Origin of the sequence: uncultured Litoreibacter sp. (assembly GCF_947501785.1) — a bacterium.
Classification (GTDB): Bacteria; Pseudomonadota; Alphaproteobacteria; order Rhodobacterales; family Rhodobacteraceae; genus Litoreibacter.
In genome coordinates this window covers 2,698,031-2,722,840 of record NZ_CANMXB010000001.1, presented here as the reverse complement: position 1 = coordinate 2,722,840, position 24,810 = coordinate 2,698,031, and the positions used below count along the sequence as shown (strand labels likewise).

The window sequence follows — 24,810 nt, the reverse complement described above, 5'->3', positions numbered from 1 at the left end:
CACCGCAAAATTGTATCGACACGCCTTTACCCACACTGCGCAGAATCCGTTCGCCCGGTTATGCGCTGTGGTGGAATCGATTTTCGCCATGTGGGGGAATCGTCCTGCGATGATTTGTCCCACAGGTTACGCACAGACCGAACTATGTGTTAACCTATTGAAATACATAATTAAAAATAAATCTATGGATAGAACTCCGTAGGACTACTCACAGGCCATACCTCTGTGGATCACTATTTGATCCCCGTTATCCACAGTCCCTACTATCAACATCATATTTTCTTTCTTCTTTATTAATTTAAGAAGGGATAACTGAAAGCGAGGCCCCATGAGTGAATTCCTGTTCTCCCTCTACCCTTGGGTGAAAGCATTACACATCATGGCCGTGATCTCCTGGATGGCAGGGATCTTCTATCTGCCCCGATTGTTCGTGCATCATACTGAGAAAGTCAAAGCAGGTGGCGACACCGACGCGCTGTTTCAGATGATGGAGATGAAGCTGCTGCGGGTGATTATGAACCCGGCGATGATTGTGACATGGGCCGCAGGTCTTTACATGGTCGCGCTCGGCATCATCGACTGGTCCGAGCTTTGGCCCTGGATCAAAGCGATTTGTGTTTTGGCTATGACGTGGTTTCATCACTGGCTTGGAAAGCGGCGCAAGGATTTTGTGGCGGGCAACAGCCAGCTTACCGGCCGGCAATTCAGGATGATGAACGAGGTACCCACGGTTTTGATGGTCATCATCGTGATTTCGGTGGTAGTGCGCCCTTTCTAAAAGTTTGACTCGCGCGGTTACCGTCCTTACATCCAAACCAAACGCAAACAGCGCGCCGTCCGGCGTGGCTGGTTTCCGAACGAAATTTTTGAATGACAGCGCCTGGGCGGTTTTCGCTCGGGGCTTTGACAGGTGAATAAACATGTCCGATGAAGACCAAATGACCGACGAAGAGACCGGCAAACTCAGCCTCTCCGATCTCAAGGTTCAAAAACCCGCTGACCTCGTTTCCATGGCCGAAGAGCTGGAAATTGAAAACGCGTCGACGATGCGCAAAGGCGACATCATGTTCTCGATCCTCAAGGAGCGGGCGGATGATGGCTGGGAAATCTCCGGTGACGGTGTGCTTGAGGTCCTGCAAGACGGCTTCGGCTTCCTGCGCTCCCCAGAAGCAAATTACCTTTCCGGCCCCGACGATATCTACGTCTCCCCCGATATGATCCGCCAGCACTCGCTGCGCACGGGCGACACGGTGCATGGCGTGATGGATGCCCCGAAAGAGGGTCAGAATTATTTCGCGATCAACAAGGTCACCACGATCAACTTTGAGGAGCCTGAGAAGGCCCGCCACAAAGTGAGCTTCGACAACCTGACGCCGCTTTACCCTGACGAGCGGATGAATATGGAGATCGAAGATCCCACCATCAAAGACCGCTCCGCGCGGATCATCGACCTGGTTGCTCCCATTGGCAAAGGCCAGCGCTCCCTGATCGTGGCCCCGCCGCGCACCGGTAAAACCGTTCTGCTGCAAAACATCGCGGCGTCCATCGAACGCAACCACCCCGAATGCTACCTGATCGTGCTTCTGATCGACGAACGTCCCGAGGAAGTCACCGACATGCAGCGCTCCGTAAAAGGCGAAGTTGTGTCCTCCACCTTTGACGAACCCGCCACCCGCCACGTCGGCGTGTCCGAGATGGTGATCGAGAAGGCGAAGCGCTTGGTCGAACATAAGCGCGACGTGGTGATCCTGTTGGATTCCATCACCCGCCTGGGCCGCGCATTTAACACCGTGGTGCCATCGTCTGGTAAGGTTCTGACCGGTGGCGTCGACGCGAACGCGCTTCAGCGCCCCAAGCGCTTCTTTGGCGCCGCACGCAACATCGAGGAAGGCGGTTCCCTCACCATTATCGCCACGGCCCTGATCGACACCGGCTCGCGCATGGACGAGGTGATCTTCGAGGAATTCAAAGGCACCGGTAACTCCGAGATTGTTCTGGACCGCAAAGTCGCCGACAAACGCGTCTTCCCGGCGATGGACATCCTCAAATCCGGCACCCGGAAAGAGGAGCTGTTGGTCGACAAGAACGATCTGCAAAAAACCTTCGTTCTGCGCCGCATCCTGAACCCGATGGGCACCACCGACGCCATCGAATTCCTGATGGGCAAGATGAAGCAGACAAAGACCAATCAGGAATTCTTCGATTCCATGAATGCGTAGGCCTTCAGGCCTGATTTATTGTTCTAAAACAATAGGTTAATCAGGATGAGCACGATTTATTCCCTCGCTTCCGCTGGCGGTAAGGCGGGTGTCGCGGTCATCCGCGTCTCCGGCCCGTTGGCGCGGGATTGCGTCGTGTCATTGGCCGGTATCGCGCCCTCTGGGCGTGCCCCGTCTTTGCGTCGGTTGCACTCTGCAGATGGTGTGCTGATCGACGAGGCCTTGGTGCTGTTTTTTGAAGCTGGCCACAGCTTCACTGGCGAAGATGTGGCCGAATTCCAGACCCATGGCAGCCCCGCCATCGTCTCCGCTCTGCTGGCCGCGCTGAGCGCCATTGATGGGGTCCAGCTCGCTGAGCCCGGAGAGTTCACCCGCCGCGCGTTGGAGAATGGCCGCCTTGATCTGGCGCAGGTCGAAGGCCTCGCTGATCTGATCGACGCCGAAACCGAAGCTCAGCGCCGTCAGGCCATCCGCGTGTTCGACGGTGCCTTGGGGGATCGTGCCGAGGCTTGGCGCCGCGACCTGATCCGCGCCGCCGCGTTGCTGGAAGCCACGATTGATTTCGCAGACGAAGACATCCCCGTCGACGTGACGCCTGAGGTGAAAGAGCTTGCGGCCTCTGTTCAGGCGCAGCTGATTGCAGAGGCTCAAGGCTCCCATGCCGCCGAACGCATCCGCGACGGGTTTGAGGTCGCGATCCTGGGGGAGCCGAATATCGGCAAGTCCACCCTGCTGAATGCGCTTGCTGGCCGGGACGCCGCGATTACCTCATCTATTGCTGGCACCACCCGCGATGTGATCGAGGTCCGCATGGACCTGAACGGGCTGCCCGTGACCTTCCTTGATACCGCTGGTCTGCGGGATACCGAGGACGAGGTCGAAGCGCTTGGTATTCAACGCGCACTGGACAGGGCTGAGAAGGCCGACCTGCGGGTTGTTCTGACGGATAATGGCAAGGCGCCCTCGTCCGTGACCCTTGAGAGGGACGATCTCGTTATTCGCGGGAAATCCGATATCAGCGGCGGTGAAGGTGTCTCAGGCCTGACTGGCGAAGGCGTGACCAAGCTGGTCGCTGACGTCACCAAACGCCTTGAAACGCGGGCCACCGGGGCGTCTTTGGCGATCAGGGCGCGGCATCGTGAAGCGCTGGAAACGGGTGTCGCCTCTTTGCAGAACGCGCTGGATGAGTTAGAGCGCGGCATGGAAAGATCGGAGCTGGCTGCGGAAGAGCTGAGAATCGCCATCCGCGCCCTTGAATCCATGGTCGGGCGTATCGATGTCGAAACCCTGCTCGATGAGATTTTCGCGAGCTTCTGTCTAGGCAAGTAGGAGTGTTTCACGTGAAACATCCAGACTTTGATGTGATCGTTATCGGAGGTGGCCACGCAGGGACGGAGGCCGCCGCCGCATCTGCGCGCGCTGGTGCCAAGACTGCTTTGATCACTCATAAGGCCGAAACCATCGGCGTTATGTCGTGCAACCCGGCCATTGGTGGCTTGGGCAAAGGCCATTTGGTCCGCGAAATCGACGCGCTCGACGGGTTGATGGGGGTTGCTGCAGATAAGTCTGGTATCCAGTTTCGCCTGTTGAACCGGTCAAAAGGTCCCGCTGTGCAGGGTCCTCGCACTCAGGCCGACCGCGCGCTTTATCGCGCTGCGATCCAATCGGCGATCCATGCCCAAGCCGGTCTGGAGGTGGTCGAGGCGGAGGTTTCCGACCTTATCCTCGATAAAAACAAGGTGTCCGGCGTCATTTTGGCCGATGGAAGTGAGGTCCGCGCAGGCGCCGTTGTTTTGACAACCGGGACTTTTCTGCGCGGGGTCATTCATATCGGCGACGTTTCCCGGCCAGGCGGTCGCATTGGCGACGACCCCTCGGTCACGCTGGCGGAACGGATCGACAGCTTCGGCCTGCCGCTTGGGCGTCTAAAAACGGGCACGCCCCCTCGCCTCGATGGGCGCACTATCAACTGGGACGGCCTTGATATGCAGCCCGGTGACGATGATCCGACGCTGTTCTCTTTCATGTCTGATGCCCCTACCGCGCGGCAAATTTCCTGTGGGATCACGCATACCAACGCCAAAACGCACGATATCATCCGCGACAACCTTGAACGTTCCGCCATGTATGGCGGACATATCGACGGCGTCGGTCCGCGCTATTGCCCCTCGATCGAGGATAAGGTGGTGCGGTTTGCTGACAAGGACTCGCATCAGGTCTTCCTGGAGCCTGAAGGGCTGGATGACCCGACGATTTATCCAAATGGCATTTCGACCTCCCTGCCCGTTGATGTGCAGGAGGCCTACGTTAGATCGATCACGGGCCTTGAAGATGTGAAGATCCTGCAACCTGGATACGCCATTGAATATGACTACGTCGATCCGCGCGCATTGCGCCATAGCCTTGAATTAAAGGACGTTCAGGGCCTCTATCTGGCTGGTCAGATCAACGGAACCACTGGATATGAAGAAGCCGGCGCGCAAGGGCTGTTGGCTGGTTTGAATGCGGCGCGGGCGGTGCAGGGCTTGGGCCATCACGCGTTCAGCCGGTCGGATGCCTATATTGGCGTGATGATTGACGATCTCGTCACGCGCGGCGTAGCGGAGCCGTATCGCATGTTCACCTCCCGTGCTGAATTCCGGCTAACTCTTCGGGCCGATAACGCTGACCAACGGTTGACGGAGACCGGCGTAGAGCTTGGATTGGTCGGACCCAAGCGCGCCGCGGCTTTTGCAAAGAAGCGTGAGCAGCTTACATCTTTGCGCACAGCGCTGGAGGGCCGCACCGTCACTCCGCAGGAGGCGGGTGCTGTCGGGATTAAGATTAAGAGCGACGGCAAACGGCGCAACGGCATTGATCTTTTGTCCTTCCCGGATGTGTCAGTCGACACGTTGCACCCAATTTGGCCGGAACTTGCGTCGGCAAAACCCGAAATTGCGCAGCAGGTTGAACGTGATGCGCTGTACCGGAACTATCTCGACCGGCAGACACGCGATGCAAAATCTCTGAAAAAGGACGAAAATCACGTCATTCCGGTGGATTTTGACTTTGAGAGCGTCGATAGCCTGTCGAATGAACTTAAGTCGAAGCTGAAACAGCATCGGCCTGAAACCTTGGCGCAAGCAGCGCGCATCGACGGGATAACACCGGCTGCTCTGACCTTGATTTTGGTGCATCTGCGCAAAATTGACCGGAAATCCGCCTGATGGAGAGGGAGACGGCGCTTCGGCGCGTTTCGCAGCTTATAGATGTTTCACGTGAAACATTGGAGAAGTTGGAGCGTTTTGCGGACCTTCTGGTGAAGTGGAACGCCAAGATAAACTTGGTGTCTCCAGCAACCTTGCCCGATTTGTGGGAACGGCACATTCTCGACTCGGCACAATTGGTTCCATTCATCCCGGATGGTGCGCGGAACTTGGTTGATATCGGCACCGGTGGTGGCTTCCCTGGTCTGATTATTGGCATCATCGCACAGGAAACTCATCCCGCCCTTCATGTCACGATGATTGAATCCGATATACGAAAATGCGCTTTTCTGCAGACAACGTCGGCTCAGCTGGGATTGAAAACCACTGTTTCCGCAAAACGTATCGAGGCGGTTGACCCGCTTGGCGCCGATGTTTTGACGTCGCGCGCCTTGGCGGCCGGGCCTCAACTGCTGGCATATGCCCATCGCCACTTGGCCGCTGATGGAAAAGCCCTTCTTCTTAAGGGTACAAATGCGCAGGCTGAGATTGACGAAGCGCTTGCCACGTGGTCCTTTGACCTTCAAAAGAGACAAAGCGAAACGAGTGCGGATGCGGTTGTTTTGGACATTTCCAACCTGAGGCCACGCTGATTTCATGATCAAGAACCCGCGGATTATTTCTGTCGCCAACCAAAAGGGCGGCGTGGGAAAGACAACAACGACCATCAATCTTGGTGCGGCGCTTGCGGCAAGCGGGTTGAAGGTGCTGCTGATCGACCTTGATCCGCAAGGAAACGCGTCGACGGGTCTGGGCATTGACCAAAAGGATCGCAGGTTATCCACCTATGACCTGATCCTGAATGACGCGAACCTGGAAAAGGTCTCGATACCGGCCAATGTGCCGAATCTTTGGATTTCGCCAGCGACGACCGACCTTAGCTCTGCTGATCTTGAGTTGGTGTCGACGGCCCGGCGGGTGTTCCTGCTCAAAGACGCGTTGCGCAGCACTCAGGTGCAGAATATGGGGTTCGATTACATTCTGATTGACTGCCCCCCATCGCTGAACTTGCTGACATTGAATGCAATGGTGGCCTCGGATTCCGTGCTGGTGCCTTTGCAGGCGGAGTTCTTCGCGCTGGAAGGGTTGTCACAGTTGATGTTGTCTGTGCGCGAAATTCGCGAGACCGCCAATCCAAATCTGCGGTTGGAGGGGATTGTGCTGACGATGTTCGATCGGCGAAACAACCTGTGCCATCAAGTTGAAATGGATGCGCGTGAAAACTTGCAAGCCCTTGTTTTCAAAACAATGATTCCCAGAAACGTCCGGCTGAGCGAGGCCCCGTCATACGGGATGCCGGTGATCAACTATGATCCGACATCGCGTGGCGCCGTCGCCTACAAAGCGCTGGCGCGTGAGATTGTCGAGCGGCAACATGGTTAAAGGAGGCCTGGTTCATGGCAGATAAGAAGGAAAAGCGCGGGTTGGGCCGAGGGCTGTCCGCTTTGATGGCGGATGTCGACCTTGATACCTCCGCTCCGGCATCTGAAGCGGGTGGTGCCGGTGCGCAGTCAATGCGCATTGACAAGATCCGGGCGAATTCCAAACAGCCGCGGAAAGATTTCAACGACGCTGACCTGAAGGATCTGTCCGCCTCGATTGCTGAGAAAGGCATAATCCAACCATTGATCGTCAGGGCCGATCCAGAATTTCATGGGTCTTTTCAAATTGTTGCGGGCGAACGACGCTGGCGTGCCGCGCAGATGGCGCGGCTGCATGAGGTGCCAGTTGTTATCCGCGAATTCAGCGACCAGGAAGTTCTTGAGATCGCAATCATTGAGAACATCCAGCGTGCTGATCTGAATGCGGTGGAAGAAGCGATGGGTTATCGCAGCCTCCAGGAGCAATACGGCCACACGCAGGAACAGCTTTCGACGGCTTTGGGGAAGAGCCGGAGCCACATTGCCAACTTAATGCGGCTGCTCAACTTGCCAGATGACGTGCTGGGATGGCTGCGGGAAGACAAGCTGTCTGCCGGTCATGCGCGGGCCTTGATTACAGCGGATGATCCGACTTCTCTCGCGAGGGTCGTTATTGCAAAAGGATTGTCGGTTCGTGAGACCGAGAAATTGGCCAAAAGCGGCTCTAAACCGGCGCAAAAGCCTGTTTCTGGTGGCCCGGCAGAGAAAGATGCCGACACGCGTGCGTTGGAGCAGGACTTGGCGGCCGCCTTGGGGATGAAAGTGTCCATTGACCACGCCGCAGGGGGCGAGAAAGGCACGATCTCGGTGGGTTATAAGTCCTTTGAGCAATTGGATGAGATTTGCCGCAAGCTGTCGGCGACCAGAACCGGTTAGGTCAACAGCTCTTTCAGGATCGCGTTGAGAAGAACCCGCTTTTCGGCGGGGACTGAGATGTGAGTGTCTGTTTGTATGATCAAGCCAGCATCTTTTAAGTTATTGATTTTAAAAGAGATTGATTCGATCAGCGCGGGCGAAAGACGCGCCAGATCAGTCCCTTCTGAGGTTCTGAGGGACATCATGACGTATTCCGTCTCGGCCTCGTCGGGGGTGATTGGCGTTTTGACGGACTGCCCTGATCCGCTGTCTTCGACCGCCGTTAACCAAACAGACGGTGCCAGCGGCGTCTCTGTCCCGTAGCGCGTCCCATTGTCGGTGATCCGACCATGCGCGCCCGGGCCGATGCCCAGGTAGTCGCCTCCGCGCCAATAGATCAGGTTGTGCCGGGACTCCTGCCCCGGTTTCGCGTGGTTAGACACCTCGTAGGCAGGCATTCCTGCGTCGTTCATCATGGTTTGGGTTAGTTCGAACATATCAGCGGCAAGGTCATCATCAGGCAAATCGCGTAGTTTGCCCGCCTTGAAGCGTTCGCCGAAGGCAGTGCCGTCTTCGATGGTTAATTGGTAAAGCGACATGTGAGTGGTGCCGTAAGATAGCGCCTTGGTTAACTCTACCTCCCAATCTGACAGAGATTGGCTTTGGCGGGCGTAGATCAGATCGAAACTGACGCGGTCAAATGTCGATCCGGCGATGTCCAAGGCGGCTTTGGCTTCATCTGCGGAATGAAGGCGGCCAAGGGCTTTTAGATCCGCATCGTTCAGCGCCTGAATTCCCAGCGAAACACGGTCGACCCCGGCGGCGCGGTAGGCTTGGAAGCGGGAGGCTTCGACCGAGGACGGGTTGGCCTCCATCGTCGCCTCGAAATCATTGGCGAGGCTCCAGTTGGCGCGGATGCGGTTCATGATTTGGTCGACAATTTTGGGGTCCATCAAACTGGGCGTGCCGCCGCCGAAGAAAACCGTGCCGAGGATTCGGTCAGAGGTATCTGCGGCGACGCGATCCAACTCGGACAGGTAGGCGCGGGCCCACCGGTCCTGATCAATGGACTTCACGACATGGCTGTTGAAGTCGCAGTAGGGGCATTTGGCCTGGCAAAACGGCCAGTGAATATAGAGGCCGAAGCCCCCTACCCGCCATGGTTCAGCGGTCAAATGCCGCGACCAGTTTTGCGAAGGCATCGGCGCGGTGGGAGATACGGTTTTTCTCTTCCCAATCCATTTCGCCGAAAGTGATGTCGTAGCCTTTGGGCTGGAACATTGGGTCGTAGCCGTGACCGTCTGTACCGCGCATGGGCCAAACAAGTGTGCCTTCGACCTTGCCTTCGAACACCTCGTCATGCCCGTCCGGCCACGCCAGAACGAGAGTGGCTTTGAACCGCGCGGTGCGGGGATGCGGCGCGTTTACGGCTTCCAATTCGTTATGCGTGCGGGTCATGGCCATGACAAAGTCGCGGCCATTTTCTGTCTCCGCCCAATCGGCGGTGTAGACCCCGGGCGCGCCGCTCAAGGCGTCGACCTCGATGCCGCTATCGTCGGACAAGGCGGGCAGGCCGGTGGCCTTTGCCGCGGCATGCGCTTTGATCCGGGCGTTGCCGACGAAGGTGGTTTCCGTCTCCTCCGGTTCGGGCAGGTTGCGATCCGCAGCACCTGTCACCGTGATGCCCAAGGGTTTGAAAAGATGCACCATCTCTTCAAGTTTGCCCGCGTTATGCGTGGCAATGAGTAGGGTATCACCGGTGAACTTGCGCATCAGGTGGTGGCCGCTTTCTGCGCCGCGACCAGCTCGGCCACGCCCTTTTCGGCGAGGTCCATCAGCGTGTTGAATTCATCGCGGGAGAAGGTCGCGCCCTCGGCGGAACCTTGGATTTCGACCAGACCGCCCTTGCCGGTCATGACGAAGTTAGCGTCGGTGCCGGCGTCGCTGTCTTCGATGTAATCAAGGTCCAGCACGGGCTGGCCCGCATAGATGCCACAGCTGACGGCAGCGACGTGATCGGTCAGCGGATCGTCCTTGATGTCGCCCGCTTTCATCAGCGCGTTCACGGCCAATCGCAGCGCGACCCAACCGCCGGTAATAGATGCACAGCGCGTTCCGCCATCGGCTTGGATCACATCGCAGTCGATGCTGATCTGACGTTCGCCCATCGCAACACGGTCAACGCCCGCACGAAGCGACCGACCGATGAGGCGTTGAATTTCTTGCGTGCGACCGGACTGGCCGTTCTTGGCCTCGCGGCGCATCCGGGTGTGGGTCGCACGGGGCAGCATGCCGTATTCGGCGGTGACCCAACCAAGACCGGAATTGCGCAGAAACGGCGGCACGCGGTCTTCGACCGTGGCGGTGCACAGCACGTGGGTTTCACCGCATTTGATCATGCAGGAGCCTTCCGCGTATTTCGTCACATTGGTTTCAATGGTGATGTCACGCATCGCGTCGAGGGCACGGCCTGAGGGTCTCATGGGAACTCCTGTCAAAATGGGTTGCGCCAGCTTTACGCCCGCGCCCGTTTGGGTTGCAAGCAGGTTTGACGTCTCTTAGGTTTGTGTGTCGCTGGAATCGGGCCTGATGTGATGGACAATGCCAACCTGTTGAACGAGATGACCGACCGCTCGCGCGAGGTGTTTCAGCGCATTGTGGAGGGGTATCTGGTGTCAGGGTCCCCCGTTGGATCGCGGTCATTGACGCGCGAGATGAACGAAAAGGTCAGCGCGGCCACCATTCGCAACGTGATGCAGGATCTGGAATTTATGGGGCTGCTGGGCAGCCCGCATGTGTCCGCGGGGCGTATTCCCACGGAGCAGGGTCTTCGGATGTTTGTGGACGGGATGCTTGAGGTCAGTGATCTGAACGATGCGGATCGGTCAAAGATTGAATCGACCGTGGGTGGAAGTCAGCCGGATGTCGGGGCGATGTTGGACCATGTTGGGTCCGCGTTATCGGGTCTAACTCAGGGCGCAAGCCTTGTTCTGGCGCCGAAACACGAGGCGCCAATCAAGCATGTCGAATTTGTCAGCCTTGCGCCTGATCGCGCCTTGGTTGTGCTGGTTTTTGCCGATGGGCACGTCGAAAACCGGGTGTTCACCCCGCCTTTGGGGCAAACACCGTCTTCCATGCGGGAGGCCGCGAACTTCCTTAACGCGATGGCGGCAGGGTTAACCATTTCCGAGCTGCAGGCGCGGATTACGGCAGAGATTAAGCTGCGACGGCAGGAGCTGGATACATTGGCTTCGAATATGGTCGAAGCGGGGCTGGCCGTTTGGGAAAACGAAGGCGACAGCAACGAACGGCTGATTGTGCGCGGCCGGTCGAACCTTTTGAGCGAAGAAGACAGCGAAGGTCTGGACCGCATTCGCACACTGTTTGACGACCTTGAGCGAAAGCGGGACATCGCCGAATTTCTGGAACTGGCCGAGGACGGCGAAGGTGTCCGCATTTTTATTGGCTCAGAGAACAAACTCTTCTCACTTTCGGGTTCCTCTTTGGTGGTAAGTCCCTATATGAACGCTGATCGAAAGGTGATCGGCGCGGTCGGCGTTATTGGCCCGACTCGGTTGAACTACGGGCGGATTGTGCCAATCGTGGATTACACCGCAAAGCTGATCGGCAAGATGATTTCGGATGGTGGGTAAGGCCCTGAGATATGAGTGACATGAGAGACGAAGAAGAATTTCTGGAAGACCCTTTGGAGGCCTATGCCGAAGAAGAGGTCGATATTATTGCGGAAGAAGCGGACGAGCTGGAAGAGCTGCGCGCCGAGAATAAAGAGCTGAAGGATCGCCTGCTGCGCGCGATGGCGGATGCTGAGAATATTCGCAAACGTGGTGAACGCGATCGTCGGGAGGCGGAGCAATATGGCGGGTCCAAACTGGCGCGCGATTTGATGCCGGTTTACGACAATCTGAAGCGGGCGCTGGATTCAGCAGATGATGCGCAGCGCGAAGCCGCCAAGGGTGTGTTTGACGGTGTTGAGCTGACTTTGCGCGAATTGATTTCGGTCTTCGGAAAGCACAGAATCGACCCTATTGTGCCTGAAGTGGGCGATAAATTCGATCCGCAGTTCCACCAAGCGATGTTCGAAGCGCCTTTGCCGGATACCAAGGCGGGCGACATCATTCAGGTGATGACCGAAGGGTTTATGCTGCATGACCGACTGCTGCGCGCGGCGCAGGTTGGGGTGTCATCCACCCCGGGCTAAGTCTTTCAACTCATACAGAAGCTGAAGGGCTTCGCGGGGTGTCAGCTCGTCGGGGAGGATTTCTTCCAAGCGGGCATCAACCTGCGAGGCCTTTTCTTTTTGCGGCGCGGGTGCCGGTGTGGCCGAGAATAACGGCAGATCGTCGATCAGCGCTTTGGGGTTCGCGGCCCCTTCCCTTTCGCCCTTCTCTAATACATCGAGGACAATTCTGGCGCGTTCGACGACCGCTTCGGGAAGCCCTGCAAGTTTAGCGACCTGAACGCCATAAGATCTGTCAGCGGCGCCTTTGCGAACCTCGTGCAGGAAAATCACGTCGCCTTCCCATTCCTTAACGGCGACTGTCGCGCAATCGACGCCGTCGAGCTTGGAGGCGAGCGCGGTTAGCTCGTGATAATGCGTCGCGAACAAAGCGCGGCAGGTGTTTACGTCGTGCAGATGTTCCATCGTGGCCCAGGCGATGGACAGGCCGTCATAGGTCGCCGTCCCGCGGCCGATTTCATCGAGGATGACCAAGGCGCGGTCGTCGGCCTGGTTCAGGATGGCGGCGGTTTCGACCATTTCGACCATGAATGTGGACCGACCCCGCGCCAAATCATCAGATGCACCGACGCGGCTGAACAGTTGCGAGACCATGCCGATATGAGCGTACGAGGCGGGCACATAAGACCCTATTTGGGCCAAAAGTGCTACAATTGCGTTCTGGCGCAGGAAGGTCGACTTACCCGCCATGTTGGGACCAGTGAGCAACCAAATGTTGGCGTTTTTGTCTTCTGCGGTCAGGTCGCAGGAATTGGCGATGAACGGCGCGCCGGATTGCGCTTTGAGTGCGCGTTCGACGACCGGGTGCCTTGCATCGCGCACATCGAAGGCGCGCGTGTCGTCGATGATGGGCTTCGTCCAGTTTTCCGAGATTGCCAAATCGGCGAGCGCTGCAGCGAGGTCAATCTGTGACAGCGCATCGGACGCTTGGGTTAACGCCGGAGCGACTTCGTTAACGGCTTGGCGCAATTCTTCGAAAATGCGCTTCTCTATCTCAATTGCGCGGCCACCGGCGTTCAGGATCTTCGTTTCCAGCTCGCTCAGCTCGACCGTGGTGAAGCGCACCTGATTGGCGGTTGTCTGGCGGTGGATGAATTTTTCCGAAAGCGGTTCAGACAGCATCTTTTCGGCGTGAGTAGCAGTCGTCTCGATAAAATAACCCAGCACATTGTTGTGTTTGATCTTCAGTGCGGTGATGCCTGTCAGGTCCGAATACTCCGCCTGCATCTCGGCAATGACTTTGCGCCCCTCGTCGCGCAGCTTGCGAACTTCGTCCAGTTCCTCGTCATACTCTGCGTCCACAAAACCGCCGTCTCTGGCAAGAAGTGGCGGTTCTGCGATCAATGCGCTGCCCAGAAGATCGAGAAGTTGATCATGGCCAGTCAGGTCTGTGATGCGATCAGCAATCGCATCTGGCAGATCGAATTTTGAAAGAAATTCATGCAAAAACAGACACTGTTCAAGCGCATTTCGGATAGAAGTCAGATCACGCGGACCCGCGCGATCAAGGGAGATGCGCGACAAAGCGCGGTCCATGTCGGGCGTTTTGCGCAGGGCCTCCTGCGTTTCAGTTCGGGCATTTGGTATCTCAAAGAAGAAGTCCACCGCGCTGAGGCGCGTGTCCAGTGTTGGCGCATGGGTTGACGGGCTGGCAATCCGGCGATCCAGCAAGCGGCTGCCGGCTGCCGTCATTGTGCGGTCGATGGTCGACATTAACGATCCGTCGCGCCCACCGGTGAGCGAATGGGTGAGTTCCAGATTGCGACGCGTGGCGGCGTCGATCTGCATGACGCGGTTTGCCTCTTCCCGAATTGGCGGGTTCAGGCGCGGCATACGGCCTTTTTGGGTGATCTCCAGATAGTCGAAGATTGCGCCCATGGCGGACAACTCGGCGCGGGTGAATTGGCCAAACGCATCAAGGGATCTGACGCCGAAGAAATCGAGCAGCCGCTTCTCGGCGGAGGTGCTGTCAAAGCTGGAGCCGCTAAGGGGGATCGCGGCGATTCCCGCCTCAGTGATTTGTTCATCAAGGTTATTAAAGTTCGATTCCGTTAACAGCAATTCGCGTGGCGCGAGGCGGGCAAGGTCGGGGCCAAGCCGGACCAGGGGGCAAGGTGTGACGCGGAAAGTACCGGTGGAAATGTCGACCCATGCGAGCGCGCAGTCGCCGCGGACCTCGGCATAGGCGGCGAGGAAATTGTTTCGGCGGGCATCTAGCAAAGTGTCTTCGGTCAGAGTGCCAGGCGTGACCAAACGGACGACGCCGCGTTTGACGACAGATTTGGATCCGCGCTTCTTCGCCTCTGCCGGGTTTTCCATCTGCTCGCAAACGGCGACGCGGAAGCCTTTGCGGATGAGGGACAACAGGTAGTTTTCAGACGAGTGGGCGGGGACGCCGCACATGGGGATGTCTTGGCCGAGGTGTTTACCACGTTTCGTTAACGCGATGTCTAAGGCCTCCGCGGCGGCGACAGCATCGTCAAAGAACATCTCGTAGAAATCGCCCATGCGGTAAAACAGCAGGGCGTCCGGATAGTCGGCCTTGATCTCCAGAAACTGCGCCATCATGGGCGTGACTGATGCGTTTGCAGTGGCCACGAATACTCCCCCATCTCGTGCGTCACCCGACTCTACTAATCGTATGAGGTGGACGAAAGTCCGAATTGGTTGTCTGAGGGCAGATGCAGGGGTAACACTGTTGGCTGGCCCAACAGGAATATTAACCATGACCAAGAACAATCGAGTCACCGACGACGAAGCCCTGCGCTATCACCTTGACCCGACGCCGGGCAAGATCGAGATCAACGCCTCTACCCCGATGGCAACGCAACGCGACCTGTCTTTGGCCTATTCGCCAGGCGTCGCCGTCCCCGTGGAAGTGATCGCGGAGAACCCCGACACAGCGTATGACTACACGACCAAGGGGAATATGGTTGCGGTGATTTCGAACGGGACCGCGATTTTGGGGCTCGGGAATTTGGGGGCGCTGGCGTCGAAGCCGGTGATGGAGGGCAAGTCTGTTCTGTTCAAGCGCTTCGCGGATGTAAACAGCATCGACATCGAATTGGATACCGAAGACGCGGATGAATTCATTAACGCGGTAAGGTTAATGGGGCCGAGTTTCGGGGGCATTAACCTTGAAGACATCAAAGCGCCGGAATGCTTCATCATTGAACAACGGTTGCGGGAAGAAATGGATATTCCGGTCTTCCATGACGACCAACATGGCACGGCGGTAATTTGCGCGGCGGGTCTGCTGAATGCGTTGCATCTGACGGGCAAGAAAATTGAAGATGTGAAGATCGTGCTGAACGGCGCGGGCGCGGCTGGGATTGCATGTGTCGAGCTGATCAAAGCGATGGGGGCCAAGCACAACAATTGCATCGCGTGCGACACGAAGGGGGTCATTTACCAAGGTCGGACCGAGGGGATGAACCAGTGGAAATCGGCGCATGCGGCGAAGACCGATGATCGGACCTTGGAAGACGCGATGCGGGGCGCGGACGTTTTTCTTGGCGTCTCGGCCAAGGGCGCGGTGACGCAGGACATGGTCAAATCGATGGCTGACAACCCGGTCATTTTTGCCATGGCGAACCCCGACCCGGAGATCACGCCGGAGGATGCGCATGAGGTGCGGCCTGATGCGATCGTGGCGACGGGTCGGTCTGACTATCCGAACCAGATTAACAACGTTTTGTGCTTCCCGTATTTGTTCCGTGGCGCGTTGGACATCAGGGCGCGGACGATCAATGACACCATGAAGATTGCGTGCGCTGAGGCACTGGCGAAACTGGCGCGTGAGGATGTGCCGGATGAGGTTGCGATGGCCTATGGGCGCAAATTGGCCTTTGGTAGAGACTATATTATCCCGACGCCGTTTGACCCGCGGTTGATCCACAAGATCCCCCCAGCGGTTGCGAAGGCTGGGATTGATACTGCCGTGTCGCGCAAACCGATTGTTGATTTTGACGAATACGAGGCGGCGTTGCGAGCGCGGATGGATCCGACGGCAACGATGTTGGACGGGTTGCACAACCGGGCACGAAAAACGCAGGCGCGGATGATCTTTGCGGAGGGCGATGACCACCGCGTGCTGCGTGCTGCGGTCGCATATGCGCGATCCGGGTTTGGCGAGGCCTTGGTCGTTGGTCGCGAAGACGATGTTCGGGAGAAATTGGACGAGGCCGGTTTGGCGGATTCCTATCGCGAGTTAACCATCGTGAACGCGCGGAATTCTGAGCATTTGGAGACCTATAAAGATTTCCTCTACGCGCGGCTGCAGCGCAAAGGGTACGACCACCAGGACGTGCACCGTTTGGCGGCGCGGGACCGGCATGTATTTTCGGCGCTGATGTTGGCGCATGGGCATGGCGACGGGTTGGTGACTGGGGCGACACGGAAATCGGCGCATGTCCTAGGCCTGCTGAACCATGTTTTGGATGTGTCGGAGGAAGATGGCGCGGTCGGCGTGACAGCGCTGTTGCACAAAGGGCGGATCGTTCTGATCTCCGACACATTGGTGCATGAATGGCCGGATGAGGAAGACCTGGCTAACATCGCGGTGCGCGCGGCGCATACGGCGCGGTCGCTGGGGCTGGACCCGCGTGTGGCGTTTGTCAGCTTCTCGACCTTCGGCTACCCGATCTCAGAGCGGGCTGAGAAGATGGGCGTGGCTCCGGCGGTGTTGGAGAAGATGGGCGTCGATTTCGAATTCGACGGGGAGATGAATGTGGACGTTGCGTTGAACCCGGACGTGTTGGCGAATTACCCGTTCTGCAAACTGTCGGGGCCTGCGAATATTCTGGTGGTGCCGGCGCGGCACTCGGCATCGATCTCGGTCAAACTGATGCAAGAGATGGGGGGCGCCACGGTGATCGGGCCGATCTTGAGCGGCTTGGACGAACCTATTCAGCTGTGTTCGACCACATCGACGGCGAACGACATTTTGAACATGGCGGTCATGTCGGCTTGTAAGGTCGGATAGCGGTAAGGCGGGGTTAACCCCGCCCTACGCTGATCCATCCCAGAAGGATTTGACCTTCTTGAAGAAGCCGGAAAGTTCGGGATTGTTCTCTTCGCTGAGCTTTTCAAATTCGCGCAGCAGTTCTTTCTGCTTACCGGTCAGATTGACCGGAGTTTCAACCGCAAGTTCGATGAACATATCGCCGGAGCCGCCGCCCCGCAGGGCGGGCATGCCTTTCGAGCGCAGGCGCATTTGGCGACCAGATTGACTGCCGCCGGGGACTTTGACGCGGGAACGGCCGCCGTCAATTGTCGGCACCTCAACGTCACCGCCAATGGCGGCAGTCGTCATCGAGACAGGCACGCGGCAGAACAGATCGACACCGTCGCGTTGGAACAGGTCGTGCTCCTTAACTTCGATGAAGATATACAGATCACCGGTTGGCCCACCGCGCATTCCGGCCTCGCCTTCACCGGCCAGACGGATGCGGGTGCCAGTTTCAACACCTGCCGGAATGTTAACCGAGAGGGAGCGTTCTTTCTGCTCCCGCCCTGCCCCGCCACAGGTTTTGCATGGATTCTTGATGATCTGGCCAGCGCCGGAACATGTGGGACATGTCCGTTCCACCGTGAAGAAACCTTGCTGCGCGCGGACCTTGCCCATGCCGGAACAGGTTGGGCAGGCTTGTGGTTCCGCGCCACCCTCCGCACCGCTGCCGTCGCAGGACGAACAGGACACGGATGTGGGCACGGTGATTGCTTTTTGCAGGCCGTTATAGGCTTCTTCCAAATCGATGCGCAGGTTGTAGCGCAGGTCGGACCCGCGTGCGGCGCGTTGACGTCCGCCGCCGCGCCCGCCGCCCATAAAGTCGCCGAACAGGTCTTCGAACACGTCCGAGAACGCGCTGGAAAAATCACCACCACCGGGGCCGCGCTGCCCGCCGCCGCCCATTCCGCCTTCGAATGCGGCGTGGCCGTAGCGGTCATAGGCTGCTTTTTTGTCGGCGTCTTTCAGAACTTCATAAGCCTCGTTGGCTTCTTTGAACTGCTCTTCGGCCTTGGGGTTGTCGCTGTTGCGATCAGGGTGCAGCTCCTTCGCCTTTTGGCGATAAGCTTTCTTCAGCTCGTCTGCAGACGCGCCTTTGGCGACACCGAGCACATCGTAATAGTCACGTTTTGACATAAATTTAGGTCTCCCCTGAAAACCGCAAGACCGGCCGCATTACTGGGCCGGTCTCACGTGGTTCAGGTATTCCGCGATCACGAGCGCTTGTCTTCGTCGTCCAGGTCTTCGAAGTCGGCGTCGACGATGTCGTCATCCACACCGCGTGGCGTGTCGTCAGGCTCTGCATCCGGGTCAGGTTGCGCAGCGGCTTCGTCCTGGCTTGCCTTGTAGATAGCTTCGCCAAGTTTCATCGATGCTTCCGTCAGGTTCTGGATGCCGCCTTTGATCTTGCCGGCGTCTTGTGTTTCAACGGCTTCTTCCAAAGCTTTCATCGCAAGCTCGATCGCTTCAATGGTGGAGCCGTCGACCTTGTCGCCGTGGTCTTCCATGGCTTTCTTGGTCGAGTGGATCAGGCTTTCAGCCTGGTTGTTTGCTTCCACCAGCTCCTTCTTCTCGGCGTCGGCCTCGGCATTCGCCTCGGCGTCTTTGACCATTTGTTCGATGTCCTCATCGGACAGGCCGCCGGAGGCCTGGATCGTGATCGCTTGCTCTTTGCCGGTGCCTTTGTCTTTGGCGCCGACCGACACGATGCCGTTGGCGTCGATGTCGAAGGTCACTTCGATCTGTGGAAGGCCGCGAGGTGCCGGCGGGATCTCTTCCAGGTTGAACTGGCCGAGGATCTTGTTGTCAGCAGCCATCTCACGCTCACCCTGGAACACGCGGATCGTCACCGCGTTTTGGTTGTCCTCAGCGGTCGAGAAGATTTGCGACTTCTTCGTCGGGATCGTTGTGTTGCGGTCGATCAGGCGGGTGAACACGCCACCCAAGGTTTCGATGCCCAGCGACAGCGGGGTCACGTCCAGCAGAACCACGTCCTTGACGTCACCTTGCAGAACACCAGCTTGCACAGCCGCGCCCATGGCAACCACTTCGTCCGGGTTCACGCCTTTGTTCGGCTCTTTGCCGAAGAACTTGGACACCTCTTCCACGACTTTCGGCATACGGGTCATACCACCCACAAGCACAATCTCGTCGATGTCGTTCATGGAAAGGCCCGCATCTTTCAGCGCTTCTTTACATGGTTTGATCGAGTTCTTGATCAGGTCGCCAACGAGGCTTTCCAGTTTTGAGCGGGTCAGCTTCATCACCATGTGCAGCGGCTGGCCGCCGTTCGGGTCCATGGAGATAAACGGCTGGTTGATTTCGGTTTGCTGCGAAGACGACAGTTCGATCTTCGCTTTTTCCGCCGCCTCTTTCAGACGTTGCAGCGCCATCTTGTCTTTGGTCAGGTCGACGCCGTTCTCTTTTTTGAACTCGTCGGCCAGGTAAGACACAATGCGCATGTCAAAGTCTTCACCGCCGAGGAACGTGTCGCCGTTGGTGGATTTCACTTCGAACAGGCCGTCGTCGATTTCCAGAATGGTGATATCGAACGTACCGCCACCGAGGTCATAGACCGCGATGGTTTTCGTTTCTTTTTTGTCGAGGCCATAGGCAAGTGCCGCCGCCGTCGGCTCGTTGATGATGCGCAGCACTTCCAGACCGGCGATCTTGCCGGCGTCTTTGGTGGCCTGACGCTGGGCGTCGTTGAAATAGGCAGGCACGGTGATGACCGCTTGGGTCACGTCTTCGCCGAGATAGCTTTCAGCGGTCTCTTTCATCTTTTGCAGGATGAACGCAGAAACCTGAGCAGGCGAATACTTGTCGCCACCGGCTTCGACCCATGCGTCGCCGTTGCCGCCATTGATGATCTCAAACGGCATGTTCTTCTTGTCTTTGGCCAGATCCTTGTCGTCAAAGCGACGACCAATCAGGCGTTTGACGGCGAAGACAGTGTTTGTGGGGTTGGTCACGGCTTGGCGTTTGGCGGCTTGGCCAACCAGACGTTCGCTGTCGGTGAAGGCGACGATCGAGGGCGTCGTGCGCGCGCCTTCAGCGTTTTCGATAACGCGAGGCTGCGAGCCGTCCATGATTGCTACGCAGGAGTTTGTTGTTCCGAGGTCAATACCAATGACTTTGGCCATAGATGCAGGTCCTTCTTACTTGCGGCGATGTTGCGGAAGACAGACCCGTTATGGCCCCTGCCCTCCAATCCCAATGAACCGGGGATCGCTCCCCTATCGGAGTTCGGTGGGTATATAAGGACGGGGTTTGGGTGCTGCAAGGCGATGACACCCCGGAATCTGCTGAAATGACTCATAAAATGCCCAATTTCCTTGAGGCAGGTCGCGGTTGTGGCTTCTATGCCTCCATGACCCCAAATCTGACCATCCGCGGCTTCTACATTTTTGAGGGCTTTTTGTCCCCGTCCGACCAGCAGGATTTGGTGCATGAGCTGAGAGAACTGAGCCTGAAGACCCCAATGTTCCAACCGGTAACGCCAAGCGGCAAGAAGATGTCGGTGCGGATGACTTCGCTGGGTTCAAAAGGTTGGATTACGGATCGTCAGGGCTACCGGTACGAGCCGTTGCATCCGAACGGCAGACCTTGGCCGGCTATTCCCGAAAGCGTGTTGTCGATCTGGCGCGCGGTTGCCGGCGTAGATCGGCTGCCCGATAGCTGTTTGATGAATTACTACGCCGAGGCCACAAAAATGGGGATGCATCAGGACAAGGACGAACACAGCTTTGAGTGGCCGGTTGTGTCTGTCTCCCTCGGGGATGATGCGCTGTTCCGGATGGGCAACCCGACGCGCGGCGGCAAAACCGAAAGCATCTGGCTACGATCAGGGGATGTCGTGGTGATGGGTGGCCCTGCCCGTCTTGCCTATCACGGGATTGACCGGATCAAGTTTGGTTCATCCCCATTGCTGGCCCATGGCGGGCGGCTGAACCTGACCTTGCGTGTGGTGGACTAGCGGCCAGCCGACCAGCTGAGCGACGCGTTTTTGCGAGTGTAAAATTCGCCCATCAACCCGATCATGATCAGCACAGCCGAAACTGTCAGCGGGTAACTGATCGAGCTGAAATGCGGATTGTAGTTGATGAACGCAAAACCGCGCGCCTGATCGATGCAATGAAACAGCGGGTTCCAATCAAAGAACGCCAGAATGTAGCCCGGCATCGCATTGGCCACGAACATCTTGCCGGACGCAATCATGTTGGCCCGGCTATACACCATCGCCAACGTGCTGGCGAAGCCAGGCAGCCACGGTTTCATCGCAAGAAAGACCATGCCCACGGCGACGCCGGAAAACCACGCGAGAAGGAACATGCCAATGGTGGGGATTGGTTTGAAGATCTCAATCGGGTGCCAGACCACGTGGACCACAAACAAGATCACCGCGGCCGACAGGACCTGAATGTACAGCGACGACAGCGCCGACGATGTGATGGCAATTGCGGTGTTCATGGGCGCGTGTTTCATCATAGCCGAAGTCGGGCCTTCCGACCCCATGATTGCACCGACCGCTTTGGTGTGTGTCAGAAACAGAAAAATACCTGACAGCAGGTACAGGATGAAATCGCCGCGAATGGCGCTGCCGCGGATGCCCAGAACCGAAAACATCAGATAGAACGCGGCCACAAAGACCACGGTTTGCATTATGTTGGTAAACAGCCCGATGAACGCGTTGCGATGCGTTTTGCGCACCTGCCGGACCGTGGAGAAATAGATCAGCTCCGCCAAGCCAAGGGCTGAGCGGAAATGGGTATTTCTCTCTTCGGTTCTGAACATGGTGCGTCTGCCTAATGCGAACGGTGCCTGATCATAGCGCCAGAAAACTTGCCGTTCCGTTAGCGACGCAGCATAAGAAGGGCAACTGAGGCGCGCAATACACGAGCAGGAGAGCGGCGATGGACTATAACAAGATGGCAACGGTGTTTCGCACACTCGCGCTGGAAGCCGGCGACATCATCATGGACATCTACAACGCAGACGATTTCGAGGTGAAATCGAAGTCGGATGATAGCCCGGTAACCGCTGCAGATGAGGCCGCTGACGCGCATATCTCTGCCGGGTTGGCCGCCGCGTTTCCCGACATTCTGGTGGTCACGGAAGAGCAGGCCGCCAGCCATACTGAGAGCGCCAAGGACTTCATCATCGTGGACCCGCTGGATGGCACCAAAGAATTCATCAAGCGGCGCGGCGATTTTACCGTGAATATCGCCCTGGTCGAAAACGGCACGCCGACAAGGGGCGTTGTGTACGCCCCCGCGAAGGGGCGGCTGTTCTTTACTGACGCCGACGGCGTATCTGTCGAGGAAAAAGGGCCGTTTGATGTTTCAAAACAGGGTCTAACAAGGCCTATTTCGGTCAAAACGCCCGACAATTCCTCCCTTGTCGTCGTTGCATCCAAGTCGCATCGGGATCAGGCGACGGACGACTATATCAACAAGTATGACGTGGCCGACATGACCGGCGCGGGCTCTTCCTTGAAATTCTGCCTGGTGGCCACAGGAGAAGCTGATCTTTACCCACGTCTGGGGCGCACCATGGAATGGGACACCGCCGCTGGTGACGCGGTGCTGCGCGGTGCCGGTGGCATGGTTGTCCGCTTTGACGACCACACACCGTTCACCTACGGCAAGCCGATCTACGAGAACCCGTTTTTCATCGCCTACGCGCCCGGCGTCTCGTTGAAATCAGCCTGATGTCAGTCGCAATCATAATCCCGGCGCGGTTTGCGTCTACGAGATATCCCGGCAAGCCGCTGGTGCCGCTGACCGGATCCTCAGGAAAGCCGCAGACGCTCATTGAGCGGTCTTGGCGGGCCGCGATGAGCGTTTCCGGCATCGACCGCGTGGTTGTGGCGACGGATGACACGCGCATCAAAGAGGCCTCGGAAGCATTTGGAGCGGAAGTCGTCATGACCTCGCCCGATTGCGCGAATGGAACAGAGCGCTGCGCAGAAGCCCACGCGACGATGGGCGGCGGGTATGACATCGTAGTTAACCTGCAGGGTGACGCACCATTGACCCCCGCTTGGTTCATCGAAGATCTTGTCGACGGGTTGAACGCTGACGAGAATGCCATGGTCGCAACCCCTGTGTTGAAGACCGACGGCGCCGCTTTGAACGGGTTTTTGAATGACCGGCGTGAAGGCCGTGTTGGCGGCACCACGGCGGTTTTTGATCGCAATCGCCATGCGCTCTATTTCTCGAAAGAGGTTATTCCGTTTACACCAAAAACATACTCTAACGCAGCGGAAACACCGGTGTTTCACCATGTTGGCGTCTACGCGTACCGTCCAAAGCCGTTGGCGAATTATCCAACTTGGTCGCCTGGCCCGCTTGAGAATCTGGAAGGGTTGGAGCAGCTGCGATTCCTCGAGAATGGCCATTCGGTCCTGTGCATCGAAGTAGACGCCCGCGACCGCCAATTTTGGGAATTGAACAATCCAGAAGATGTCCCCAAGCTCGAAGCAATGATGCGGGATATGGGGGTGGAATGACGTCCCCGTCCGTCAGCGTTGTTGTCGTCAGTCGGCATCGGCCTGAGGAGCTTCGCAAGTGCCTCCTGGCGCTCAAATTGCAAACTGCGATGGATTTCGAAGTGGTTTTGGTCGGTGACGCCGGAATTTCGCGCGTCATTTCCGAGCTAATGCTCACCGACCGGGTGAAATTCAGCGAATTTGACATTCCGAACATTTCCCGGGCCCGAAACATCGGAATTTCTTTGGCTGCGGGCGATGTTGTGGCCTTCATCGATGATGATGCGGTAGCGGAACCGACCTGGCTTAAGCGGCTCACCGCTCCGTTCAAGCAAGGCGAAGTCGCCGCGGCGGGCGGGTTTGTTCGTGGTCGAAACGGCATCAGTTACCAGTGGAAGGCCGAAGCAATCGGGCAAACTGGGGACTCGGAACCAATAGATGTGGCCCGCACAACCCTGCTGGAGGGGACGGAATACCGCGCAATCAAAACCCAAGGAACCAATTGCGCCTTCCGGCGGGACGTTCTGGTTCGGCTGGGCGGGTTTGATGAGAGTTATCACTTCTATATGGACGAGACTGACCTGAATGTCCGCATCGGACAGGCGGGGCTGCTGACGGCGATTGTTCCGGATGCAGAGGTTCAGCATGGCTATGCCAAAAGTGCGCGCCGCACCCAGAGTCGCGCCCCTCGATCCCTGTTTGATATTGGGGCCAGCCGGGCCTACTTTTTGAAGAAATTCGGTCAGGACATTGGTCGGATTGACCGGTACCGAGCGCATCAGCGCGACCGGTTGTGCCGGTTGATGGTCCGGGGGGAGCTGGAACCCGGCGCGGTCAAGAGTCTTATTGAAACATATGATGACGGTGTGATGGACGGTCTGAAAAGAGAGTCTATTACGACCAAAATCCCAAAAAAAGTCGGCAAGCTGCTGCCGTTCCTGCTCGCACAAAACAGCGGCCACCAAGTGATCTTTGGGCGACGCCGGTTGCAAAAACGGCTCTTCGCCACGGCTTGTGATCACATTTCAAGAAACGCAGCCGTCACAGTGATGGTCTTTAGCCGAACCGCGCTGTTTCACCGTCGCTGGTTCCATCGAGACGGGTATTGGGTCCAGTCTGGCGGGCTATATGGCAGGTCGGACCGGTCCGACCCAATTTACAAGCGATACAGCACGCGCGCGCGCGCTGAACGTGAGTGTCAAATGCTGAGCAAAACCCGGGACATTGTGGATGCCCCAAAGCGCCCCCAGCGATAAACCACCGATCACATGAAATTGTTGGCGGTTTCGCCACAAAAATTCCCCGTTCTAGGTG

Annotated in this window: 21 protein-coding genes; 14 read left to right on the top strand and 7 right to left on the bottom strand. The window is 57.5% G+C overall.

Features of this window, described 5'->3' with window-relative positions:
* Positions 1 to 328 precede the first annotated feature (328 nt).
* The 7 genes from hemJ (at position 329) to Q0899_RS13490 (ending at position 7,761) form a co-directional block, all read left to right on the top strand.
* The gene (gene hemJ / locus Q0899_RS13520; RefSeq protein ID WP_298294799.1) at positions 329 to 778 is read left to right on the top strand and encodes a protoporphyrinogen oxidase HemJ; all 450 of its coding nucleotides are present in this window, start codon (positions 329 to 331) and stop codon (positions 776 to 778) included.
* Between the two features lie 160 nt (positions 779 to 938).
* Positions 939 to 2,219, top strand: a complete 1,281-nt coding sequence (rho, locus tag Q0899_RS13515) for a transcription termination factor Rho (protein WP_298295942.1) — start codon at positions 939 to 941, stop codon at positions 2,217 to 2,219.
* A gap of 45 nt (positions 2,220 to 2,264) precedes the next feature.
* Positions 2,265 to 3,548, top strand: coding sequence for a tRNA uridine-5-carboxymethylaminomethyl(34) synthesis GTPase MnmE (gene mnmE, locus Q0899_RS13510; RefSeq protein WP_299193405.1), 1,284 nt, complete (start codon positions 2,265 to 2,267; stop codon positions 3,546 to 3,548).
* 11 nt (positions 3,549 to 3,559) lie between these two features.
* Entirely contained in the window at positions 3,560 to 5,425 is a 1,866-nt protein-coding gene (gene mnmG / locus Q0899_RS13505) for a tRNA uridine-5-carboxymethylaminomethyl(34) synthesis enzyme MnmG (RefSeq protein WP_299193403.1), read from the top strand.
* Positions 5,425 to 6,057 (top strand): 16S rRNA (guanine(527)-N(7))-methyltransferase RsmG, encoded by a 633-nt coding sequence (gene rsmG / locus Q0899_RS13500; RefSeq protein WP_299193401.1) that lies wholly within the window; start codon positions 5,425 to 5,427, stop codon positions 6,055 to 6,057. The genes mnmG and rsmG overlap by 1 nt, the downstream gene beginning before the upstream one ends.
* A gap of 4 nt (positions 6,058 to 6,061) precedes the next feature.
* Positions 6,062 to 6,847 carry an AAA family ATPase gene (locus Q0899_RS13495; RefSeq protein WP_298294791.1) on the top strand — a complete coding sequence of 262 codons (786 nt, stop codon included), beginning with the start codon at positions 6,062 to 6,064 and terminating at the stop codon, positions 6,845 to 6,847.
* A 14-nt stretch (positions 6,848 to 6,861) separates the two neighbouring features.
* Positions 6,862 to 7,761, top strand: a complete 900-nt coding sequence (locus Q0899_RS13490; RefSeq protein ID WP_298361027.1) for a ParB/RepB/Spo0J family partition protein — start codon at positions 6,862 to 6,864, stop codon at positions 7,759 to 7,761.
* On the opposite strand, the gene hemW is transcribed toward Q0899_RS13490, so the two are convergent.
* The 3 genes from hemW to rph are packed head-to-tail and all read right to left on the bottom strand — an operon-like array spanning position 7,758 to position 10,223.
* A complete protein-coding gene (hemW, locus tag Q0899_RS13485) occupies positions 7,758 to 8,942 on the bottom strand; it encodes a radical SAM family heme chaperone HemW (protein ID WP_299193398.1) in 1,185 nt (394 codons plus the stop codon). The genes Q0899_RS13490 and hemW overlap by 4 nt on opposite strands.
* Entirely contained in the window at positions 8,905 to 9,516 is a 612-nt protein-coding gene (gene rdgB, locus Q0899_RS13480) for an RdgB/HAM1 family non-canonical purine NTP pyrophosphatase (RefSeq protein WP_299195379.1), read from the bottom strand. Before rdgB ends, hemW begins: the two co-directional genes overlap by 38 nt.
* Positions 9,513 to 10,223: a ribonuclease PH gene (rph, locus tag Q0899_RS13475; RefSeq protein ID WP_298294786.1), complete on the bottom strand. Its 711-nt coding sequence runs from the start codon at positions 10,221 to 10,223 to the stop codon at positions 9,513 to 9,515. The genes rdgB and rph overlap by 4 nt, the downstream gene beginning before the upstream one ends.
* 111 nt (positions 10,224 to 10,334) lie before the next feature.
* On the opposite strand from rph, the gene hrcA reads away from it, so the two are divergent.
* Together hrcA and Q0899_RS13465 are read left to right on the top strand one after the other, a co-directional pair.
* Positions 10,335 to 11,393 (top strand): heat-inducible transcriptional repressor HrcA, encoded by a 1,059-nt coding sequence (gene hrcA / locus Q0899_RS13470; protein WP_298361023.1) that lies wholly within the window; start codon positions 10,335 to 10,337, stop codon positions 11,391 to 11,393.
* Between the two features lie 11 nt (positions 11,394 to 11,404).
* A complete protein-coding gene (locus Q0899_RS13465; RefSeq protein ID WP_298294782.1) occupies positions 11,405 to 11,959 on the top strand; it encodes a nucleotide exchange factor GrpE in 555 nt (184 codons plus the stop codon).
* Here the strand turns inward: Q0899_RS13465 and mutS are convergent.
* The gene (gene mutS / locus Q0899_RS13460) at positions 11,942 to 14,566 is read right to left on the bottom strand and encodes a DNA mismatch repair protein MutS (RefSeq protein ID WP_299195377.1); all 2,625 of its coding nucleotides are present in this window, start codon (positions 14,564 to 14,566) and stop codon (positions 11,942 to 11,944) included. The two genes, Q0899_RS13465 and mutS, sit on opposite strands and share 18 nt — an antisense overlap.
* 157 nt (positions 14,567 to 14,723) lie before the next feature.
* On the opposite strand from mutS, the gene Q0899_RS13455 reads away from it, so the two are divergent.
* Positions 14,724 to 16,982: an NADP-dependent malic enzyme gene (locus tag Q0899_RS13455; RefSeq protein ID WP_298294781.1), complete on the top strand. Its 2,259-nt coding sequence runs from the start codon at positions 14,724 to 14,726 to the stop codon at positions 16,980 to 16,982.
* 24 nt (positions 16,983 to 17,006) lie between these two features.
* Here Q0899_RS13455 and dnaJ read toward each other — a convergent pair whose 3' ends face one another.
* Together dnaJ and dnaK are read right to left on the bottom strand one after the other, a co-directional pair.
* A complete protein-coding gene (gene dnaJ, locus Q0899_RS13450) occupies positions 17,007 to 18,143 on the bottom strand; it encodes a molecular chaperone DnaJ (RefSeq protein ID WP_298361021.1) in 1,137 nt (378 codons plus the stop codon).
* A 77-nt stretch (positions 18,144 to 18,220) separates the two neighbouring features.
* The gene (gene dnaK, locus Q0899_RS13445; RefSeq protein ID WP_298294779.1) at positions 18,221 to 20,149 is read right to left on the bottom strand and encodes a molecular chaperone DnaK; all 1,929 of its coding nucleotides are present in this window, start codon (positions 20,147 to 20,149) and stop codon (positions 18,221 to 18,223) included.
* A 227-nt stretch (positions 20,150 to 20,376) separates the two neighbouring features.
* Between dnaK and Q0899_RS13440 the strand changes: the two genes are divergently transcribed.
* A complete protein-coding gene (locus tag Q0899_RS13440; protein ID WP_298361583.1) occupies positions 20,377 to 20,982 on the top strand; it encodes an alpha-ketoglutarate-dependent dioxygenase AlkB in 606 nt (201 codons plus the stop codon).
* Here the strand turns inward: Q0899_RS13440 and Q0899_RS13435 are convergent.
* Positions 20,979 to 21,800: an ABC transporter permease gene (locus Q0899_RS13435; RefSeq protein ID WP_298294775.1), complete on the bottom strand. Its 822-nt coding sequence runs from the start codon at positions 21,798 to 21,800 to the stop codon at positions 20,979 to 20,981. The two genes, Q0899_RS13440 and Q0899_RS13435, sit on opposite strands and share 4 nt — an antisense overlap.
* Positions 21,801 to 21,919: 119 nt before the next feature.
* Between Q0899_RS13435 and cysQ the strand changes: the two genes are divergently transcribed.
* From cysQ to Q0899_RS13420, 3 genes are read left to right on the top strand one after another with little or no spacing between them, the layout of a single operon-like run.
* The gene (gene cysQ, locus Q0899_RS13430) at positions 21,920 to 22,717 is read left to right on the top strand and encodes a 3'(2'),5'-bisphosphate nucleotidase CysQ (protein ID WP_299193392.1); all 798 of its coding nucleotides are present in this window, start codon (positions 21,920 to 21,922) and stop codon (positions 22,715 to 22,717) included.
* Entirely contained in the window at positions 22,717 to 23,517 is an 801-nt protein-coding gene (gene kdsB, locus Q0899_RS13425) for a 3-deoxy-manno-octulosonate cytidylyltransferase (RefSeq protein WP_298294771.1), read from the top strand. Before cysQ ends, kdsB begins: the two co-directional genes overlap by 1 nt.
* A complete protein-coding gene (locus tag Q0899_RS13420; protein ID WP_299193389.1) occupies positions 23,514 to 24,752 on the top strand; it encodes a glycosyltransferase in 1,239 nt (412 codons plus the stop codon). Before kdsB ends, Q0899_RS13420 begins: the two co-directional genes overlap by 4 nt.
* The last annotated feature ends 58 nt before the right edge of the window (positions 24,753 to 24,810 follow it).

Excerpts from the sequence above, each read along its gene's own strand:
- hemJ (WP_298294799.1), top strand. The coding sequence starts at position 329 with ATGAGTGAATTCCTGTTCTCCCTCTACCCTTGGGTGAAAGCATTACAC.
- rho (WP_298295942.1), top strand. The coding sequence starts at position 939 with ATGACCGACGAAGAGACCGGCAAACTCAGCCTCTCCGATCTCAAGGTT.
- mnmE (WP_299193405.1), top strand. The coding sequence starts at position 2,265 with ATGAGCACGATTTATTCCCTCGCTTCCGCTGGCGGTAAGGCGGGTGTC.
- rsmG (WP_299193401.1), top strand. The coding sequence starts at position 5,425 with ATGGAGAGGGAGACGGCGCTTCGGCGCGTTTCGCAGCTTATAGATGTT.
- Q0899_RS13495 (WP_298294791.1), top strand. The coding sequence starts at position 6,062 with ATGATCAAGAACCCGCGGATTATTTCTGTCGCCAACCAAAAGGGCGGC.
- Q0899_RS13490 (WP_298361027.1), top strand. The coding sequence starts at position 6,862 with ATGGCAGATAAGAAGGAAAAGCGCGGGTTGGGCCGAGGGCTGTCCGCT.
- hemW (WP_299193398.1), bottom strand. The coding sequence starts at position 8,942 with ATGCCTTCGCAAAACTGGTCGCGGCATTTGACCGCTGAACCATGGCGG.
- rph (WP_298294786.1), bottom strand. The coding sequence starts at position 10,223 with ATGAGACCCTCAGGCCGTGCCCTCGACGCGATGCGTGACATCACCATT.
- hrcA (WP_298361023.1), top strand. The coding sequence starts at position 10,335 with ATGGACAATGCCAACCTGTTGAACGAGATGACCGACCGCTCGCGCGAG.
- Q0899_RS13465 (WP_298294782.1), top strand. The coding sequence starts at position 11,405 with ATGAGTGACATGAGAGACGAAGAAGAATTTCTGGAAGACCCTTTGGAG.
- mutS (WP_299195377.1), bottom strand. The coding sequence starts at position 14,566 with ATGATGGCGCAGTTTCTGGAGATCAAGGCCGACTATCCGGACGCCCTG.
- Q0899_RS13455 (WP_298294781.1), top strand. The coding sequence starts at position 14,724 with ATGACCAAGAACAATCGAGTCACCGACGACGAAGCCCTGCGCTATCAC.
- dnaJ (WP_298361021.1), bottom strand. The coding sequence starts at position 18,143 with ATGTCAAAACGTGACTATTACGATGTGCTCGGTGTCGCCAAAGGCGCG.
- dnaK (WP_298294779.1), bottom strand. The coding sequence starts at position 20,149 with ATGGCCAAAGTCATTGGTATTGACCTCGGAACAACAAACTCCTGCGTA.
- Q0899_RS13440 (WP_298361583.1), top strand. The coding sequence starts at position 20,377 with ATGACCCCAAATCTGACCATCCGCGGCTTCTACATTTTTGAGGGCTTT.
- Q0899_RS13435 (WP_298294775.1), bottom strand. The coding sequence starts at position 21,800 with ATGTTCAGAACCGAAGAGAGAAATACCCATTTCCGCTCAGCCCTTGGC.
- cysQ (WP_299193392.1), top strand. The coding sequence starts at position 21,920 with ATGGACTATAACAAGATGGCAACGGTGTTTCGCACACTCGCGCTGGAA.
- kdsB (WP_298294771.1), top strand. The coding sequence starts at position 22,717 with ATGTCAGTCGCAATCATAATCCCGGCGCGGTTTGCGTCTACGAGATAT.
- Q0899_RS13420 (WP_299193389.1), top strand. The coding sequence starts at position 23,514 with ATGACGTCCCCGTCCGTCAGCGTTGTTGTCGTCAGTCGGCATCGGCCT.